Genomic DNA, 15,021 nt, shown 5'->3' with positions numbered 1-15,021 from the left:
GATGAGAAAGAAACCAAATATACTCTTCATACTTACAGATGATCAGGGGGCCTGGGCAATGCATTGCTCGGGCACCCCCGAGCTTTATACCCCGAATCTGGACAGAATCGCCGCTTCGGGGATGCGCTTCGACAATTTCTTCTGCGCCTCGCCGGTCTGCTCGCCGGCCCGTGCGTCACTCCTCACCGGAAAGATTCCGTCGGGGCACGGCGTCCTGGACTGGATCCGGAGCGGAAGTGTGGACGCGGAGAAATTTGCCGCCCAGGGAAAAGAGAATCCTTACGCGGACGGCTACAAGAATGAGCGGAAGCCCATCGCTTATTTAGATGGGCAGACCGCCTATACGGACATCCTGGCGGAGGACGGATATCACTGTGCCCTGGCGGGCAAATGGCATCTGGGGGACAGCGTGACGCCCCAGCATGGATTTGAGAAATGGTACACCATCGGTCTGGGCGGCTGCTGTTATTACCATCCGGACATTGTGGATCATGGGGAGATCACGGTGGAGCACGGCAAATACGTGACGGAGCTCTTCGCCGATAAGGCTCTGGACTATTTAGATGAGCTGGCAAAGGAGGAGGAACCGTTCTACCTGGCTGTGAACTTTACGGCGCCTCACGCCCCATGGGGAAAGGAGCACCATCCGGCCAAATGGATCGACTTCTATGAGGACTGTGATTTTGCCTCCATTCCGGATATTCCGGACCATCCCGATTTGCTGACCGGGCCGGTCTACGGTACGGAAAAGAGGAAGGAAAATCTGCGGGGCTATTTTGCGGCGGTCAGCGCCATGGATGAGCAGGTGGGAAGACTTTTAGACGCCCTGGAAGAGAAGCATTTGACAGAGGATACTATCGTGATTTTCTCCGCGGATAACGGCATGAGCATGGGGCAGCACGGAATCTGGGGAAAGGGAAACGGAACCTTTCCTATGAATATGTACGATTCGGCAGTCAAAGTGCCGTTTCTTATATCCTGGCCTTGCCATATCGCTCCGGGAAGTGTATGCTGTGAGATAGTGAGTGCGTATGATTTGTTCCCCACACTGCTGGAACTGACCGGCCTGTCTGACCGGTTCCCGGAAGGCCTTCCGGGGAAGAGCTTTTCCAGCCTGCTTACCGGCGGGGAACAGGAGCGGATGGGCGAGATCGTTGTGTTTGACGAATATGGCCCGGTGCGGATGATTCGGAACAGAGAATGGAAGTATATCCACAGATATCCCTATGGAACGCACGAACTCTATCACCTGACCGACGACCCGGGAGAGACAGAAAACCTCTTCGGGCTTCCGGAGTATGAAGCAAAGGCTCTGGAGCTGAAGAAGCAGATGGAAACGTGGTTTCTAAAGTATGCGGATCCTGCGATCGACGGGGTAAGGGAAGGTGTGACAGGATCGGGACAGCTTTGCAGACCCGGCCTTTACGCTGTACGCACAGATGTATATGGCCCGGTGGGGACGTAAAGCCAGTGCAGCACCGCATGAAAACGGAGGAGAGAAATCATGGCAGTACAACCGAATTTCTTATTTATCTTTATGGACGATATGGGCTGGAGGGATCTGGCCTGTACCGGCAGTACCTTTTATGAGACGCCTAACATTGACCGGCTTTGCAGGCAGGGGATGGTATTTGCCAATTCCTACGCGTCCTGCCCGGTCTGCTCTCCGTCGAGAGCCAGCTATTTAACCGGACAGTATCCGGCCAGGCTGGGTGTGACGGACTGGATCGATATGGAAGGGACCTCTCACCCCTTGAGGGGAAAACTCATTGATGCCCCGTATATCAAGCATCTGCCGGAGGGGGAGTATACAATCGCCCAGGCGCTAAAGGATGCGGGATATGAAACGTGGCATGTGGGGAAATGGCATCTGGGAGGAAGAGAATATTACCCGGACCATTTCGGATTTGACGTCAATATAGGCGGCTGTTCCTGGGGCCATCCCCACGAAGGATATTTCAGCCCCTATGGGATCGAGACGCTTCCCGAAGGGCCGGAAGGGGAATATCTGACAGACCGGATCACGGACGAGGCGGTCCGTCTGCTGAAAGAGCGGAAGGCGGGCGGAAGCAGGAAGCCATTTTACATGAATTTATGCCATTACGCGGTACATACACCGATACAGGTGAAGGATGAGGACCGGGAGCGCTTCGAGAAGAAGGCGAGAGAGCAGGGGCTCGATCAGGAGACGGCCCTGGTGGAAGGAGAATTCCACCATACCGAGGATAAGAAGGGACGGCGCGTGGTCAGAAGAGTGATTCAGTCGGATCCGTCCTACGCGGGAATGATCTGGAATCTGGATCAGAATATCGGACGGCTGCTGGAGGCGCTTTCTGAGTGCGGAGAAGAGGAGAATACCGTGGTGGTATTCACTTCTGATAACGGCGGACTCGCCACAAGCGAAGGCTCACCCACCTGCAATCTGCCCGCTTCGGAAGGAAAGGGCTGGGTCTATGAGGGCGGAACCAGGGTTCCGCTGATCGTTAAGTATCCGGGCCACGTGGCTCCGGGGAGCCGGTGTGACGTGCCTGTTACGACCCCGGATTTCTATCCCACATTCCTGGAACTGGCCGGCGTACCGCAAAAATCCGGGATTCCCATCGACGGAAGAAGCATCGTTCCTCTGCTGGCCGGTAATCACATGCCGGAAAGGCCTGTCTTCTGGCACTACCCACACTATGGAAACCAGGGAGGGACTCCTGCCGCTTCCGTTGTTCTGGGAGACTACAAGTATATTGAGTTTTTCGAAGACGGACGCGGAGAACTTTACGACCTGAAGGCGGACTTCAGTGAGACGAACAATATTTGTGAAAACATGCCTGAGATGGCTGCGCAGCTCCGGATGCTCCTGCATGGATGGCAGCGGGAGGTATGCGCCCGTTTCCCGAAAGTAAATGAGGCATATGGGGAGGTATGATGAAAGATAACAGAGAATACCAGATAAAACTGATGAGCGCACTGGCGAAGGTATTTCCCGGACAGGAGCCGGAAGAGGACCCGTGCTGTACCGGATTTACGATGCTCCGCGGGGAGACGTTCGCTTCGTGGCCGCGTATACCTGCGGCGGCGGAGATGGCGGCCGGGAAATTTCGATGCGGTGGTGCGGGTGGAATCACCGGCTGCAGAATACTGCCGTATCCGGGAGATCGTCCCGGTTCCATCCTTACGCCCGGTAAACAGCTGCGCGGACAGCAATTATCTGCGCACACAGCCGGGAATGTATCCGGATCTGCTGACTGAGCCGGCAGGAGGGCGCATTACCTTCACGCCGGGCCAGTTTAAGAGCCTGTGGATTGATGTGGAGATTCCGGAAAACGGACCGTATGGGGATATTCCTGTGGCTGTGGTATTTGCCTCGCCGGAGGAAGAGGAGCTGTGCAGGAGAGAGACCTCCATAAAGGTGTACCGGACCGTACTCGGTCCCCAGAGACTCCTGCGCACGGAATGGTTCCACGGAGACTGCCTTGCCGACTATTACCAGGTGCCTGTCTTTTCCGAGGAGCACTGGAGGATCATGGAGAATTTCATATCGGCGGCTGCGGCCAGGGGCTGTAATATGATCCTGACGCCGCAGTTCACCCCGCCTCTCGACACGGCGCCCGGCGGAGAGCGGACCACGATTCAGCTGGTGGGAGTAAAGGTGCTTCCCGGGGGCGGCTATGAATTCGATTTTTCCAGGCTGGAGCGATGGGTTGCCATGTGCTTATCCTGCGGCATGACCTGTTTTGAAATGTCCCATCTCTTTACCCAGTGGGAGCCGGTCATCCTCCGAAGATCATGGCCGAGGAGAACGGGAAGGAAATAAAGCTGTTCGGCTGGGATGATCCGGCCGTGGGCGGACGCTACACCACATTCCTGGAGGCTTATCTTCCCAGGCTGACGGAAAAGCTGCGGGAATTAGGCATTGCCGGGATAACCAGATTTCACATTTCCGATGAACCGGAGCCGCAGCATCTCTTATCCTATAAGCAGGCGAGAGAATCTGTGGCGCCGTATCTGAAGGATTTCGTCATCATGGACGCCATCTCCAGCCTCGCGGTCTGCAGGGAGGGAGAAATCGACTGTCCGGTGTGCTCCAACGACCATATGGAACCATTTCTGGAAGCAGGCGTTACACCTCTGTGGAGCTATTACTGTACAGCCCAGGATTATCTGGTCAGCAACCGCTTCATGGCCATGCCGTCCGCCAGGTGCCGTATCTATGGCGCGCAGGTATTTAAATACGGCATGGAGGGGATCCTTCACTGGGGATACAATTTTTATAATTCCCAGTACTCATTAAAGACCCTGGATCCCTATCGGTCCACGGATGCCGACGGCGCATTTCCATCCGGTGATTCATTCCTGGTGTATCCGGGAGCGGACGGAAAACCGGAGGAATCCATACGCATGATGGTCCTGTGCCATACGATGCAGGACGTGAGAGCCATGGAGCAGCTGGCCGATAAGAAGGGGAGAGAGTACGTCGTTGATATGCTGGAGGAGGATTTGGGAGAGCCGATCACCTTTAAGCGGTATCCGAAGTCGGATTACTGGATTCTCCAGATGAGAAACCGGATTAACCGGGAATTGGATGAAGATTAGTGTGTTTTTGTTTGTTTGTTTTTTTAATCCACATTCTGAGTCCAGAATACAACACCCAGAATGACATGGCAGTGGGGGATATATGCCCGCCGCTGCCGCTGAACTTGTTTTTGCGATTCATCTCCCAGCCTCTACAGGTGGGAGATGAATCGCTTATTTTGTTAAATTACACTGCGAAGAACCATACTGCGAGATACTACTGCAGCATAATCTTAATAATCTCTTTATCGGTCTGTTTCATGCCTTCTTTTCCAATGTATCCCACACAGCTGATCGTCTCGCCGGCGTCCTCCTGGAGAATGCCGCTGTCTGCCTGGTAGGCCCTGCCGTTCATGGCAAGATAGTGGGCCATCATGGCGGCATCCAGGCTTGTGGCGATCTTGGCGGCACAGGAGATCTTCGCACCGTCGCAGATGATGCCCGGGATATTGGCTAAGACATTCCCGATGGTATTCTTAATCTGTTCCAGAGTTCCGCCCACCAGATAGGTGATGGCGGCTCCCGATGCGCAGGAAGCGGATACGGCGCCGCAGAAGGCAGACAGCTTGCCGATAAACTCCTTCTGGTAGATGGTCAGCAGGCTGGAAAATGCGAGAGCCCGGTATAGACGTTCCTGGCAGATATTATTCTCCCTTGCATAGACGATGACAGGTACAGAGGAGGCGATTCCCTGGTTTCCGCTGCCGGAGTTGATCATGACCGGCATGTCACAGCCGCCCATTCGAGCCTCCGATCCGGCGGCCGCGTAGGCCTTCATGCGGACAGCCACGCCATCCGGGTACGATTCCTTGATGATCTTTCCGATACCGAGTCCGTAGCTTCCGGCCATTCCCTCATAGGCAATGTTCATATTATGAATGATGACCCGGTCCAGCAGCTCGTGGATATCCTTAAGCGGTACCTGGTCTGCAAAATCCTTGATATTGTCCACGGAGAGCAGACTGCGGTCCGCCAGACTGCATCCGCCTTCCTTATGGTCTGAACTGAAAATCACTTCTTCGTCTTTCGTAATCTTCGTGATGTTGGTGTGGTCATACCGGATCTCCAGCGTTACAACGGAAGCGTCCTTATGCAGCTCCAGGATGATGTGCAGCGGAATCTCAGAATCCAGATATTCCACGGTACAGACTCCGTCTCTCAGCATAGCGGCCGCCGTCTTCCGGTCCTCATCTGTCAGATCTTCTAAAACTTCCATACATTTGGAGGCATTGCCTCCGACAATTCCCAGCATGACGCCGGCTTCGATGCCGACCATACTCTCTGAGTTGGGAATCGTGACACAGCGGACATTTTTAATCATGTTGCCGCTGCAGTAAGCGATGACTCTGTCGGGCAGGCAGCCCAGCACCTCTCTGGCCCTGGCTCCGGCGTAGGCCAGTGCAATGGGCTCGGTGCATCCCATGGCGGGGATCAGTTCTTCAGCCAGTATCTTCAGGAATTCATCGTGTATTCTCTCGTTCATCATGAGTATCTTCACCTTTCCATTCATTCATATTGTAAGCAGGTAAATCAGCATGAAGCCCGAACAGGTATGGAAATTCCTTGTGGCTGCTGCGCTGAATTAGGATGTTTTAATAATAAAAATTTATCAAATTCCGAGTGGAAAGTCAATGGTTTTGGGGATATTGCATCGTTTCCATCCACGGTTTGAGTTTCGGGCGACATATCAGCCGATATTTTTATACAGGAAATGGATGAAATACTTTTTTTCTGATCTCCTAACAGATAATATTTTCTTTGGTATCGGTAATAATAGTGCATAAAACGTAAAATTGAAAAGGAGAAGACAGATGGAGACAGAAATGAATGCAGATATGATGTTGGAAGAGTATCGAAGGTATCTCATCTACAATGAAAAAAGTAAGTCGACAGTCAGTAAGTATGTACGGGATGCTGGTAAATTTCTGGATTTTTTGCAGACCTGTGGGGGAACGGAAGACAAAATAACGAAAGAAAACGCCATGCACTACAAAACAGAATTAATGGGAAGATATAAGCCTTCCAGTGTGAATTCCTTTTTAACCGCGATGAACAGCTTCCTTACATTTTACGACAGGCAGGAATGCCGCGTCAGGCTGCTGAAGATCCAGAAACGCGTTTTTACCGATCAGAACAGGGAACTGACCAGAGAGGAATACATTCGACTGGTCGAAGCGGCACAGAATGAGAAGAAAGACCGGCTGGCCCTGGTTATGGAGACGATCTGCGGGACAGGAATTCGCATCAGCGAACTGCGCAATATAACGGCAGAATCCCTGCAGAGGGGGTATGCGAGCGTCTCGTGCAAAGGAAAGGAGCGGATTATCCTGATTCCTCTAAAGCTGAAGGACAAACTAAAAGACTACTGTATCAATAACGACATCCAGTCGGGAAGCATCTTTATAACCCGGACAGGTAAACCGATCGACCGCAGCAATGTCTGGACTGAAATGAACAAAATATGTGAGAGAGCGGGGGTTTCCCATGAAAAAGTATTTCCCCATAATATGCGCCATCTGTTTGCAAGGACGTATTATGGAAAACAGAAAGATATTGTGCATCTGGCCGATATTTTGGGGCACAGCAGCATCGAAACAACCAGGATTTATACCATGACGAGCAGTTGGGAATATGAAAGACAATTGAATGAAATGGGTCTAATAATATAAAAATACAACATAATACACATTATGTTGTGACAATTATACAACTATTAGAATTTTATGTCAAGGAATTAGTACGGTAAACTACATATTGTGTATTATGTTGTAAACCGAACTTGGGCGGTAATTTCTCGGGCAGAATCAGAGAGCCGAGGCGGCATAATATACCAATCATGCAGACAGGGCAATTGCGGACAGGATATTTTAATCAGGTTATTTCAATCAGGAGGAGAAAAGATGAGAGGAAAAACATGGAAACTTGCAGCTGTTACACTGGGACTTAGTATCAGCGCGGCAGCAGCCGTCTACGCGCAGACGCCGGGATGGAGTTTAACCGGGGAGGGCTGGCGTTATATGTCTGTGGAAGGGCAGTATCAGGCTGCCAGATGGTTCCAGGATACGGATGGGCGCTGGTATCATTTTGACCAGAATGGAATTATGCAGACCGGATGGTTTCAGGATGGCAGCGGCGTATGGTATTTCCTGGCAACAGACACTGGAGCGATGAAGACCGGATGGCACCAGGATCCTGATGGAAAATGGTATTTTCTCGCTTACAGCGGAGCCATGCAGACTGGCCTGATCAAAGTAGACCAGAAAGTATACTATATGGAACCGAGCGGAGCGCTGTTTACTGGGGATAAGGAAATTAATGGTGTGATCTATCACTTTACGGAAAATGGAACCGTAGGATCTGTACCTCCTGTTCCGACTGCGCAGGTGTGGTCCGCCAATGGAAACCAGACTTCCGGTTCAGACAGCAGTTCGTCCAGGGAAAAAGTGCGGGTCAGGGACGTCGTACAGAATGACATCATAGATGCAGTCCATCAGACAAGCGGGAGCGAGCACATTGCCAGCGCTTCAATTGACGGACAGAGCATAAGTGTGACTCCGGTTGCCGTTTCTACGATGCTGGAGGGACTTCCGGCTGCACAGTCGGTTTTTGAGGTGTTTCTGTCCTCCGGATATATCAATGAAGTGACAATCAGCGGTCCGGGAGGAAGCGCAGTGGTTCATGAGGCAGGCGACCTGGTGGGAGCGGCGAGAAGCCTGGGCTTTTCGGGAAGCGGAAGCTTTTCTCAGGCCAGAGGATCCTACACGGTGACGGTATCCTATTCCGGAACGCTGGACTATGGTTATGAAGACGGAACTCTCGTATATTCCGTTGCTGTCAATTGAGTGATGGTCCTCTGAGATGATTCAAAGAACAAAATGTTTATTAGTAATCCTTTTTACATTTCTTTTATCCATTATATTTGTTTTAATCACACCGTTGACCGGCTGCGCATCCGGATTAAATGCCAGCGAGCAGGAGCTGGTGGCAAAGGCCAAAGGAACGTTCGAATGGAATGGAAAAGAGTACCGGGCAAAGCAGGCGTATATCGACCAGCTGACTGCATACCTCTGCAGGGAGGATGTGGACTTAAGCGCAGATACCTGCGCCGCCGCGGCCGCAGAAATGTATGGCAATGTGGAGCGCGGTGTGACGGAAGGCTATCTCTATGAAGTCGGAGGCAGTGGGGATACCGCCGCAGATACCAGAGAAGCGATGGAATCAGAGGTGGGATCTCAGGAAGAAAAGGGCTATGGACAGGAAGGCTTGTCAGGAGATGAGGAGCGGTCCGACAAACAGCCTGGGGAGAGGTCTGACGAACCATTTGAGGAGTGGCCCGGCAATAAGCTTGATGAAAAGTTCAAGAAGTGTGCTCCCGTTATTTTCCGGCTTCCAGGGTCTTGGTGGTTTGGAGGGAATCGGGCGGGAGGAGAGGACGCAGGAACTGGAGTTGGAACAGAAAATGGGTGGCTCCCGTCTGTTAGATCCGACTCTTTACTGCCTGATCACGGTGTGCGAAGCTGTGTGTTCCGTTATTTTGATAACGGCATTGGCTCAAACTGCCAGGAACCGGAGCTTAAAGCGCCGGAGCAAGGCGAGAAAAGCGCTGCAGACGATTGTAATCTGCATGACGGCCGGCGCCTGTTTCCTTTCAGGACTGCTTCTATCGCTTCGCATTGGAGCATTTTCAGAACAGGCGGTGTTAAACCAGATCGAAAAGACATCCTGGTACCAGACGGTTTATGACGATATGAAACGGGAGACATTCAGGACTCTGTCCTTGATCCAGGTGCCTGAATATGATTACGGGGACACGGTCAAGTATTCCAATGTGGTACTGACTGCCAGGCAGCAGGTAAAAGCAGAGCTTGAGGGAGAATCGCAGCACCCTGATTTATCGGGAGCGATGGAATCGCTGCGGTCTTTTGTATCTGCCGGTTACAGGCGTGCATATCCGAATTCTGAAGTGGCTGCCGCGGGCGTGGAGTACCTGATGAACGGCCTGGAGACACGGTGTGAGAATCTGGTGCGCTGGGTGGGGATGGACTGGTGGCGGCAGACGACGAGGGATTTTGTGCGCTGGACGCCGGTTTTACTGGGAGGCGCTGTTCTGGTCTTTTCACTGGGGACCGCAGAACTGATCTGCCTGAGCCGTTCCGGTTACCGGACAGTCAAGAGATTCGGAGCCAGCCTGTTTGTGGGATTTTTATGCCTTGCCGTCTGCGGTCTTCTGCTTTGGCGATTTGGAGGGGATGGAACCGTATGGACGGAACCAATCTATATGAATGAATTTGCCCGGTATCTGTCAGTCTCAGCCGGATACAGCGCACTTTCACTTGGAGGCATGGGCTGCTGTTTGTCAGCGATGGCATTCTATATATCAAAATGTATGAAGTACGAAAGATGAAGTCGGGAGGATGGCATGAGAGGAATGAGAAAAGGAAAAGACAAAGATAATAATGATTATCGGAATCATTTCGGGGGGGGGGTACAAAAATGCCGCTCGGTCTATTTGATCTCCACTGCCATCTGCTTTATGGAATAGATGACGGCGCCGTTTCTCTGGAGGAGTCTCTGCGTGCTGTTCAGATGGCGTGGGATGAAGGAATCAGCCATATCGTATTTACCCCTCACTATACACCGGGGAAGGTTTCTGCGGAGAAGGAAGCCATTGTAAAACGAATGAATGAGGTCAAAGAGGCCGCCGAAAATGCAGGGATTCAAGGCATAAAGTATTACTGCGGCAACGAAGTGCTCTATGTTTCCGGCGTGGAGGAACTGTTAAAACAGGGCGAAATATTTACAATAGCAGATACCAAGTACGTGCTTCTGGAATTCTATCAGGGGGTAAGATACCAGGATATGTTTCAGGGGCTTTCTCGCGTGGTGAGAAAGGGTTATATCCCGGTTTTGGCACATGTGGAGCGATATGTCTGCCTGTATCAGAGCGTGGAGAGAATAGAGGAACTGCGTGATTTGGGAATTGTGATTCAGATGAACACAGAGTGCTTTTTTCAGCGGATTCCGGACGTGCGGATGGTCTGGTACAGAAAATTGATGAAAGCCGGTTATGTCCAGCTGATTTCCACGGATGCACATGGCGCGGACAGGAAACCGCCGCGGATGAGAAAGGCGGTGGAATGGCTGGAACGCCACTGTGGTCACGAGCTTGTGGAGCGTGTGCTCTATGAAAATCCTGCGAGGCTGCTGGAGGGCCGGATACTATAAGAATTTCAGAGGGAGAACGATGAAAGATACAAGAGACGATGAGATAGAGATTGATTTGCTGCAGCTTTTCTGGGTGATGAAAAGAAGACTGTGGATTATGATTCTGGCGGTTGTCGTGGGGGCGGCGGCGGCCATGCTGTACACCACAACCCTGATGGAACCGGTTTACACCTCTTCCACCATGATTTACATATTAAACAAGACAAACAATATTACATCGCTGTCAGATCTTCAGTTGGGAACACAGCTGACAAAGGATTATAAGGTGCTGGTGACCAGCCGCCCGGTTCTTGAGCAGGTGACAAAGAATCTGGGATTAAACATGAGTTATCAGCAGTTAAATGGGAAAATTACGGTCAACAATCCGGCCGATACGAGAATTCTGACTATTTCAGCCAGGGATACAAATCCAGAGACAGCACGGGCCATTGCCGATGAGATGGCATCGGTGTCGGTAGCGCGCATTGCCGAGATCATGGACTCGGTGCCGCCAAAAATCGTGGAAGAGGGAAATCTCCCCACAGCGCCTTCCAGTCCCAATGTGAGAAAGAATACGGTACTCGGTGGACTGGCGGCAGGAATTGCGGCCGCAGGCGTTATCATTCTGCTGTATCTGATGAACGACAGCATTCGGAATGCCGGAGATATCGAGCGCTATCTCGACCTCAACACGCTGGGGCAGATACCGGAATTTGAAGAAAATGAGAGAAGAAAAAGGAAGAAAAGCAAATGGGGAAGAAGGGCGGTGGAGTAAATGCAGAAGGTAGAATTTAAGAAAATACCGCAGCTGGATTTCCGGACAAACGAAGCGTTCAAAACGCTGAGAACCAACATCACATTCTGCGGCGACGACCAGAGGGTGATCCTGTTTACCAGCACCGTTCCCAACGAGGGAAAAACTTCAGTCGTATTCCAGCTGGCGAGATCATTTGCCGAGGATGGGAAACGGGTGCTTCTGCTGGACGCGGATATGCGCAAATCCGTCCTGATGGGCCATTACCGCGTCGACCGGGAGACGAGAGGGCTGAGCCATTATCTCGTGGGCCAGGAATCCGCCGAAAATGTTACTTACAACACAAACATAGAAAACATGGAAGTAATTTTCGCCGGCCCGTCCACACCGAATCCGGCGGAGCTTCTGGGAAATGTCAGGTTTGAGGAGATACTCCGTACAGAGAGAGAAAACTACGACTATATACTGATTGACTCGCCACCTTTAGGCAGTGTTATTGATGCCGCTATCATCGCGAGAAATGTCGATGGAGCGGTTATCGTGGTAGAGAGCGGAGTCATCAGCTATAAAATGGTTCAAAAGGTGAAGAGTCAGTTGGAAAAGAGCGGATGCCGGATCCTGGGTGCAGTTCTCAATAAAGTAAACCAGGAGAATAAAGAATATTACGGTGGGTATTACAGCAAGTACTATGGAAAATACTCTGGAAAGTACTCCGGATACGGAGCTGGCGGAAGCAGTAATAAGACGGAAAAGAGTGAAAAAAATATGGAAGTGAACACGGCGTCTGTTAGCAGCGAAGAAAAACAGGCAAAGCGTTCCAGACGGCGCAAGTAGGGATACGAAGGGGATAAAATGATAAAGACACGTATTATAGCAAATAAATGGTTTCGATCGGTATTATTTCTTATCTACGATATCTGTATGATTCAGATCTGCTCATTTTTAGCTCTTTGGATCCGGTTTGATTTGTCTACAAAATCCATACCCTCACAATATATAAGCGCAGTCACGTCATACAGCGTGATTCTGACGGTGACGACCGTTCTTGTATTCGCTCTGTTCCGCCTGTATTCCATTATGTGGAGCAGCGCCGGGATAATTGAGCTGGAATCCATTGTCGCGGCCTGTGGTGTAACGTTTATTCTGCAAATCCTGGGAATGAGATTCTTAAGCATCGAGGTGCCCAGAAGCTACTATATCTTATGGCTTTTATTTATAACGGCATTTGTGGGAATCAGCCGTATGAGCTACCGGGCGCTGCGGCTTGCAGGAAGACATTTGGGAAGAAAGCGGGATGCCGCGGTAAAAAAGAGGATCATGATTGTCGGCGGCGGTCAGGCGGGCACTCTTCTGATAAAAGAGTTAAACAGCAGCGAAAAGGCACCTGGTATACCGGTCTGTATCATAGATGACGATCGGAATAAAAACGGAAAATATATCAATGGCGTACCGATCCGGGGGACGCGGGAGGAGATACCCGAGTTAGCGGAAAAGTACAATATTGAGGAAATCTATATTGCGATACCCACCGTTACCGGTGTAGAGCGGAAAAAGATTCTGGAGATCTGCCAGAGAACGAAATGCAGCCTGAAAATACTCCCGGGTCTGTATCAGTTAATGAGTGGTGAAGTCAGCATCTCCAGGCTGCGTGATGTGGAAATCGATGATCTCTTAGGCAGGGAACCCATAAAGGTCAGTTTAAATGAGATTATGGGATACGTAAAAGGGAAAGTGGTTTTGGTAACAGGCGGAGGCGGCTCCATCGGCAGCGAACTGTGCAGACAGCTGGCCGGCCACGAGGTAAAGCGTCTGATTATATTTGACATGTATGAGAACAACGCTTATGAGATTCAGCAGGAATTAAAGAGGAACTATCCGGAACTGGATCTCGTCACCCTGATTGGATCCGTAAGAAATACGAACCGGCTGGACTCTATTTTCGATACATACCGTCCGGACATCGTGTATCACGCTGCGGCGCATAAACATGTACCGCTCATGGAAGACAGTCCAAATGAATCAATCAAGAATAATGTCATTGGAACATACAAAACTGCCAAAGCGGCCATGAAGTACGGGACGAAGCATTTCGTCTTAATTTCCACCGATAAAGCAGTCAATCCCACGAATATCATGGGAGCCAGCAAGCGCCTCTGTGAAATGGTGATCCAGATGTGCAACAGCAAGAGCAGCACGGAATTTGTCGCGGTGAGGTTTGGCAACGTGCTGGGGAGTAATGGAAGTGTGATTCCATTATTTAAGAAACAGATCGAAAACGGCGGCCCCGTAACCGTCACGGACCCGGAAATCATCCGATATTTCATGACCATTCCGGAAGCCGTAAGTCTGGTCCTGCAGGCCGGGGCTTATGCAAAAGGCGGAGAAATCTTTGTGCTTAATATGGGTGAGCCTGTGAGAATTCTGGATATGGCGGAAAACCTGATCCGTCTTTCCGGATATGAGCCATATAAAGATATCGATATTGTGTTTACGGGACTTCGGCCGGGAGAAAAGATGTATGAAGAGCTTTTGATGGCGGAGGAAGGGCTGCAGGGGACGAAGAATAGCCGGATATTTATTGGGAAGCCGATTGAGATGGATTATGAAAAATTCGAGTTAGAATTGGCTGGACTTGACGAAGCTGCGTGGAAAGAGACTGGGGATATGAGGCAGCTGGTTCAGAAGATTATACCGGAGTATCAGTATGAGCAGTCAGTGGAGTAAAAAATTTTGATTGATTGAAATCGTCGCTTTGCCGCGTTTCATATCAATTGAATGACAAAAAATTAAAAAAATCCGCCTGCAGTTGGACGGAATGGCGAAGCATGCCCTAAAATGTGGTGAAAATAGACTGCAAATTAAGATTTAACATGTATTTCGCTATGTGTATTTTTGCTGAAGAAAATGGTCAGATATAATCGGATACGATTAGGAAGTGTAAAACCATGTGGTATGTGATACAGGTAAGATCGGGAACAGAGGAGTTGATAAGAAAACAGTGTGAAAAACTGGTGGGAGGGAAGGCGCTGGAGAAGTGTTTTATTCCGTACTATGAGGAAATGAAACGCTATCAGGGAGAGTGGCATAAAGAAAAGAAAATTCTGTTTCCCGGATATGTCTTCGCTGTCAGCGAGGATCCAGAGGCGCTTTTCCTTGAGCTGAAGCGGGTCATTGGATTGACGAAGCTTTTGAACACAGATCACATAATTGCTGCACTGACTCCGAAAGAAGTAGAATTTCTGATTGACTTCGGACAAGAGGAACAGGTGGTGACTATGTCCATGGGAATGATCGTCAATGACCGTGTAACGATTCTCGATGGACCATTAAAGGGACGGGAAGGCCTGATCACCAGAATAGACCGCCACAGACGAAAGGCCTGGCTGGAATTCCCCATGATGGGCTGTCTGCAGCGAGTAGAGGTCGGCTTGGAGATACTGGAGAAAAAGAAAAAGGGAGATGTATGAAACGTGGAAAGAAAAAGGGTATTCCTCTCCTCT

At 50.5% G+C, this 15,021-nt stretch carries 13 protein-coding genes and 1 pseudogene; 13 read left to right on the top strand and 1 reads right to left on the bottom strand.

What is annotated here, in order from left to right; translation table 11 throughout:
* The first annotated feature begins 1 nt into the window (after position 1).
* The 4 genes and pseudogenes from ACLTD4_RS07585 to ACLTD4_RS07570 all read left to right on the top strand — a co-directional run bounded on the left by ACLTD4_RS07585 (position 2) and on the right by ACLTD4_RS07570 (position 4,584).
* Entirely contained in the window at positions 2 to 1,465 is a 1,464-nt protein-coding gene (locus tag ACLTD4_RS07585) for a sulfatase-like hydrolase/transferase (RefSeq protein ID WP_055654658.1), read from the top strand.
* Positions 1,466 to 1,504: 39 nt separating this feature from the next.
* Entirely contained in the window at positions 1,505 to 2,917 is a 1,413-nt protein-coding gene (locus ACLTD4_RS07580; protein WP_117621088.1) for a sulfatase, read from the top strand.
* Positions 2,914 to 3,240, top strand: coding sequence for a hypothetical protein (locus ACLTD4_RS07575; RefSeq protein ID WP_412331217.1), 327 nt, complete (start codon positions 2,914 to 2,916; stop codon positions 3,238 to 3,240). Before ACLTD4_RS07580 ends, ACLTD4_RS07575 begins: the two co-directional genes overlap by 4 nt.
* Positions 3,218 to 4,584 (top strand): annotated as a pseudogene (locus tag ACLTD4_RS07570) (DUF4091 domain-containing protein). The gene ACLTD4_RS07575 and the pseudogene ACLTD4_RS07570 overlap by 23 nt, the downstream one beginning before the upstream one ends.
* Positions 4,585 to 4,780: 196 nt before the next feature.
* On the opposite strand, the gene ACLTD4_RS07565 reads toward ACLTD4_RS07570, so the two are convergent.
* On the bottom strand, positions 4,781 to 6,049 hold the full coding sequence (locus tag ACLTD4_RS07565) for a serine dehydratase subunit alpha family protein (protein ID WP_025530066.1): 1,269 nt from the start codon (positions 6,047 to 6,049) through the stop codon (positions 4,781 to 4,783).
* A 325-nt stretch (positions 6,050 to 6,374) separates the two neighbouring features.
* Here ACLTD4_RS07565 and ACLTD4_RS07560 point away from each other — a divergent pair, with 325 nt between their 5' ends.
* The 9 genes from ACLTD4_RS07560 to loaP all read left to right on the top strand — a co-directional run bounded on the left by ACLTD4_RS07560 (position 6,375) and on the right by loaP (position 14,988).
* Entirely contained in the window at positions 6,375 to 7,232 is an 858-nt protein-coding gene (locus ACLTD4_RS07560; protein ID WP_117621086.1) for a tyrosine-type recombinase/integrase, read from the top strand.
* A 231-nt stretch (positions 7,233 to 7,463) separates the two neighbouring features.
* On the top strand, positions 7,464 to 8,405 hold the full coding sequence (locus tag ACLTD4_RS07555) for an N-acetylmuramoyl-L-alanine amidase family protein (RefSeq protein WP_055654664.1): 942 nt from the start codon (positions 7,464 to 7,466) through the stop codon (positions 8,403 to 8,405).
* 16 nt (positions 8,406 to 8,421) lie between these two features.
* Positions 8,422 to 9,306: a hypothetical protein gene (locus tag ACLTD4_RS07550; RefSeq protein ID WP_412331216.1), complete on the top strand. Its 885-nt coding sequence runs from the start codon at positions 8,422 to 8,424 to the stop codon at positions 9,304 to 9,306.
* A gap of 4 nt (positions 9,307 to 9,310) precedes the next feature.
* Positions 9,311 to 9,967, top strand: a complete 657-nt coding sequence (locus ACLTD4_RS07545) for a hypothetical protein (RefSeq protein WP_412331215.1) — start codon at positions 9,311 to 9,313, stop codon at positions 9,965 to 9,967.
* 89 nt (positions 9,968 to 10,056) lie between these two features.
* Entirely contained in the window at positions 10,057 to 10,788 is a 732-nt protein-coding gene (locus ACLTD4_RS07540) for a CpsB/CapC family capsule biosynthesis tyrosine phosphatase (protein ID WP_055655039.1), read from the top strand.
* Positions 10,789 to 10,807: 19 nt separating this feature from the next.
* Positions 10,808 to 11,542 (top strand): YveK family protein, encoded by a 735-nt coding sequence (locus ACLTD4_RS07535; protein WP_055654666.1) that lies wholly within the window; start codon positions 10,808 to 10,810, stop codon positions 11,540 to 11,542.
* Positions 11,543 to 12,355, top strand: a complete 813-nt coding sequence (locus ACLTD4_RS07530) for a CpsD/CapB family tyrosine-protein kinase (RefSeq protein ID WP_117621084.1) — start codon at positions 11,543 to 11,545, stop codon at positions 12,353 to 12,355.
* Between the two features lie 18 nt (positions 12,356 to 12,373).
* Positions 12,374 to 14,245, top strand: coding sequence for a nucleoside-diphosphate sugar epimerase/dehydratase (locus tag ACLTD4_RS07525; protein ID WP_117621083.1), 1,872 nt, complete (start codon positions 12,374 to 12,376; stop codon positions 14,243 to 14,245).
* Between the two features lie 221 nt (positions 14,246 to 14,466).
* On the top strand, positions 14,467 to 14,988 hold the full coding sequence (gene loaP, locus ACLTD4_RS07520; RefSeq protein WP_117621082.1) for an antiterminator LoaP: 522 nt from the start codon (positions 14,467 to 14,469) through the stop codon (positions 14,986 to 14,988).
* Positions 14,989 to 15,021: the final 33 nt, after the last annotated feature.

This window comes from Hungatella sp. (genome assembly GCF_046966825.1).
This window is presented reverse-complemented; position numbering and strand designations above follow the sequence as displayed.

What these genes read in the sequence shown, in the direction of transcription:
- ACLTD4_RS07585 (WP_055654658.1), top strand. Translation starts at nt 2, where the DNA reads ATGAGAAAGAAACCAAATATACTCTTCATACTTACAGATGATCAGGGG.
- ACLTD4_RS07580 (WP_117621088.1), top strand. Translation starts at nt 1,505, where the DNA reads ATGGCAGTACAACCGAATTTCTTATTTATCTTTATGGACGATATGGGC.
- ACLTD4_RS07575 (WP_412331217.1), top strand. Translation starts at nt 2,914, where the DNA reads ATGATGAAAGATAACAGAGAATACCAGATAAAACTGATGAGCGCACTG.
- ACLTD4_RS07565 (WP_025530066.1), bottom strand. Translation starts at nt 6,049, where the DNA reads ATGATGAACGAGAGAATACACGATGAATTCCTGAAGATACTGGCTGAA.
- ACLTD4_RS07560 (WP_117621086.1), top strand. Translation starts at nt 6,375, where the DNA reads ATGGAGACAGAAATGAATGCAGATATGATGTTGGAAGAGTATCGAAGG.
- ACLTD4_RS07555 (WP_055654664.1), top strand. Translation starts at nt 7,464, where the DNA reads ATGAGAGGAAAAACATGGAAACTTGCAGCTGTTACACTGGGACTTAGT.
- ACLTD4_RS07550 (WP_412331216.1), top strand. Translation starts at nt 8,422, where the DNA reads ATGATTCAAAGAACAAAATGTTTATTAGTAATCCTTTTTACATTTCTT.
- ACLTD4_RS07545 (WP_412331215.1), top strand. Translation starts at nt 9,311, where the DNA reads ATGAAACGGGAGACATTCAGGACTCTGTCCTTGATCCAGGTGCCTGAA.
- ACLTD4_RS07540 (WP_055655039.1), top strand. Translation starts at nt 10,057, where the DNA reads ATGCCGCTCGGTCTATTTGATCTCCACTGCCATCTGCTTTATGGAATA.
- ACLTD4_RS07535 (WP_055654666.1), top strand. Translation starts at nt 10,808, where the DNA reads ATGAAAGATACAAGAGACGATGAGATAGAGATTGATTTGCTGCAGCTT.
- ACLTD4_RS07530 (WP_117621084.1), top strand. Translation starts at nt 11,543, where the DNA reads ATGCAGAAGGTAGAATTTAAGAAAATACCGCAGCTGGATTTCCGGACA.
- ACLTD4_RS07525 (WP_117621083.1), top strand. Translation starts at nt 12,374, where the DNA reads ATGATAAAGACACGTATTATAGCAAATAAATGGTTTCGATCGGTATTA.
- loaP (WP_117621082.1), top strand. Translation starts at nt 14,467, where the DNA reads ATGTGGTATGTGATACAGGTAAGATCGGGAACAGAGGAGTTGATAAGA.